Origin of the sequence: Streptomyces sp. 13-12-16 (assembly GCF_002114215.1) — a bacterium.
Taxonomy (GTDB): domain Bacteria; phylum Actinomycetota; class Actinomycetes; order Streptomycetales; family Streptomycetaceae; genus Streptomyces.
In genome coordinates, this window is the sequence record NZ_NCTE01000434.1 from 1 (window position 1) to 3,052 (window position 3,052).

Genomic DNA, 3,052 nt, shown 5'->3' on the forward strand with positions numbered 1-3,052 from the left:
ACTACGTCGTCGCCGCGCCGCCACGGCGGGTCCCGCCGCCACCGGCCCCGCAGGACGCCGGGACCTGGGCGGCGACGCAGTCGGCCGTGCACGGGGGCGAGACGCTGGTGGAGCTGTCGGTGCAGGGGACCTCCGACACGGCCGTCGTCCTCACCGCGCTGCGGGTCCGCGTGGCCGGCCGTTCCGATCCCGCGCCGGGGAACGCGTACGCCATGGACCAGGGCTGCGGCGGCGCGCTCACCCCGCGCTCCTTCGACGTGGACCTGGACAAGGACCGGCCCGTCGCCCGCGCGGTCGCCGGGAACGACGCCGGTACGCCGATCCCGGCCGTGCGCATGCCCTACCGGGTCTCCGCGACCGATCCGGAGGTGCTGCGGGTCACCGCCCGCACCGCGGACTGCGACTGCCGCTGGTACCTGGAGCTGGACTGGTCCTCGCAGGGCCGCACCGGCACGGTCCGCGTCGACGACCACGGCCGCCCGTTCCGCACCAGCGGCATCGGGGGCCTGCCCCACTACGAGTACGACACCTCGGCACGCGGCTGGAAGCCCCGCCTCCAGTGAAATCCCCTACGGACGCGGCACGTTGCGCAGGTTGGAGCGGGCCATCTGCACCATCCGGCCGACCCCGCCGTCCAGCACGATCTTGGAGGCGGACAGGGCGAAACCGGTCACCATCTCCTTGCTGATCCTCGGCGGGATGGACAGCGCGTTGGGATCGGTGACGATGTCGACGAGGGCCGGGCCCTTGTGCCTGAACGCGGACTTCAGCGCCCCGGCGAGCTCCTTCGGCTTCTCCACCCGCACCCCGTGGGCGCCGCACGCGCGGGCGACGGCGGCGAAGTCGGGGTTCTTCATGGCGGTGCCGTGCGAGGGCAGTCCGGCGACCAGCATCTCCAACTCGACCATGCTCAGCGAGGAGTTGTTGAACAGGACGACCTTCACCGGCAGGTCGTACTGCACCAGGGTGAGGAAGTCCCCCATCATCATGGTGAATCCGCCGTCGCCTGACATCGACACGACCTGCCGGCCCCGGTCGGTGAACTGCGCCCCGATCGCCATCGGCAGCGCGTTCGCCATCGAGCCGTGGGAGAAGGAACCGATCACCCTGCGGCGGCCGTTGGGCGAGATGTAGCGGGCCGCCCAGACGTTGCACATGCCGGTGTCGACGGTGAACACGGCGTCGTCGTCGGCCATCTCGTCCAGTACGGACGCCACGTACTCGGGGTGGATCGGCACATGCTTGTCCACCTTCCGCGTGTACGCCTTCACCACCCCCTCCAGCGCGTCCGCGTGTTTCCTGAGCATCCGGTCGAGGAACTTCCGGTCGTCCTTGACGCGGACCCGCGGCGTCAGGCAGCGCAGCGTCTCCTTCACGTCGCCCCACACCGCCAGGTCCAGCCGGGAGCGCCGGCCGAGGTTCTCGGGCCGCACGTCGACCTGGACGATCCTCACGTCGTCGGGCAGGAAGGCGTTGTACGGGAAGTCGGTGCCGAGCAGGATCAGCAGGTCGCACTCGTGGGTGGCCTCGTAGGCGGCTCCGTAGCCGAGCAGTCCGCTCATGCCGACGTCGTACGGGTTGTCGTACTGGATCCACTCCTTGCCGCGCAGGGCGTGCCCGACCGGGGACTTGATCTTCTGGGCGAACTCCATGACCTCGGCGTGCGCGCCCTTGGTGCCGGCGCCGCAGAACAGGGTGACCTTCCCGGCCTCGTCGATCATGTCGACGAGGCGGTCGATCTCGGCGTCGCCGGGGCGGACCGTGGGCCGGGAGGTGACGAGGGCGGTCTCGGCGGACTTCTCGGGGGCGGCGTGGTCGGCGATGTCGCCCGGGAGGGTGACGACGCTGACGCCGGAGCGGCCGACGGCGTGCTGGATGGCGGTCTGCAGCAGCCGGGGCATCTGCTGCGGGCTGGAGATCATCTCGCTGTAGTGGCTGCACTCGCGGAACAGCTGGTCGGGATGGGTCTCCTGGAAGTAGCCCAGGCCGATCTCGCTGGACGGGATGTGGGAGGCGAGGGCGAGGACCGGGGCCATGGAACGGTGGGCGTCGTACAGGCCGTTGATGAGGTGGAGGTTGCCGGGCCCGCAGGAGCCGGCGCAGGCGCCCAGTCTGCCGGTGACCTGGGCCTCGGCACCGGCGGCGAAGGCGGCGGTCTCCTCGTGCCGTACGTGGATCCAGTCGATGGCGGAGTTGCGGCGCACGGCGTCCACGACGGGGTTGAGGCTGTCTCCGACGACGCCGTAGAGGCGTTTGACCCCCGCGCGGGTGAGGATGTCGACGAACTGTTCCGCGATGTTCTGTTTGGCCATGGCTTCCGTCTGCCCCTCGGGTGTCGAAGATGCCTGACGGGTTCCATGAATTCACACGGCGCGCGCTCACGCCTCCCAGACGGCGACGGCCGTACGGTCGTCCGCGTACCCCTTGACCCGCACCTGGGTGTCGGCGAGGAACGCGGCGAGGCCGGGCGGTCCGGGGCGGGACCACCGGTCGGCGAGGTGGGCGCGGAGCTCCCGTTCGCCGCGCAGGGGGTCGGCGAGGCCGGTGCCGCACATCAGCAGGGTGTCACCCGGGCGGGCTATGGAGGTGCGGAAGCGGAAGGGTTCGCGGGGTGGTCCGGGGGCGGGCTCGTACGGGCTCGGGGGTGTGGGGATGCCCAGGTCCATGGTGAGGCGGTCGCCGTCGGGGGTCTCGGCGGGCGGTGAGCCGAAACCGACCACGGGTTCGCCCTTGACCTCGGTGACCTCGGGTTCGATGTCCTGCCACGCGCCGCCCCGCAGCCGGAACAGCCCGCCGGGGCCGACGCCGAAGAAGACCCGGGTGCGGCACTCGGGGTCGGCGGGCAGCAGGAGGCAGCGCAGGGTGGCCGCGTAGGCGTCGGGTTCGAGGCCCTGCTCGGCCGCGGCGGCACGGAGCCTGCCGAGGCTGCGGTCGGTGAGGCGGTGCAGGCCGGACTTGAGGTCGCCGCGCCGGGCGGCCCTGATGTCGTCGACGAGGCGGGCGTGGCTGCGGCCCACCGCCTCGCCGATCCACCGGCAGGCGTCGGCGGCGG

The 3,052-nt window shown here is 71.8% G+C and carries 2 protein-coding genes and 1 pseudogene; 1 reads left to right on the forward strand and 2 read right to left on the reverse strand.

Annotated elements, in window-relative coordinates; translation table 11 throughout:
• Positions 1 to 563, forward strand: a pseudogene (locus B7767_RS17820) (transcriptional regulator); the annotation flags it as partial.
• Positions 564 to 569: 6 nt separating this feature from the next.
• Here B7767_RS17820 and B7767_RS17825 read toward each other — a convergent pair.
• Entirely contained in the window at positions 570 to 2,312 is a 1,743-nt protein-coding gene (locus B7767_RS17825; protein WP_085573059.1) for a pyruvate dehydrogenase, read from the reverse strand.
• Between the two features lie 66 nt (positions 2,313 to 2,378).
• Positions 2,379 to 3,052: protein phosphatase 2C domain-containing protein (locus B7767_RS17830; RefSeq protein WP_085573060.1), on the reverse strand; the 674-nt coding region annotated here is incomplete at its 5' end.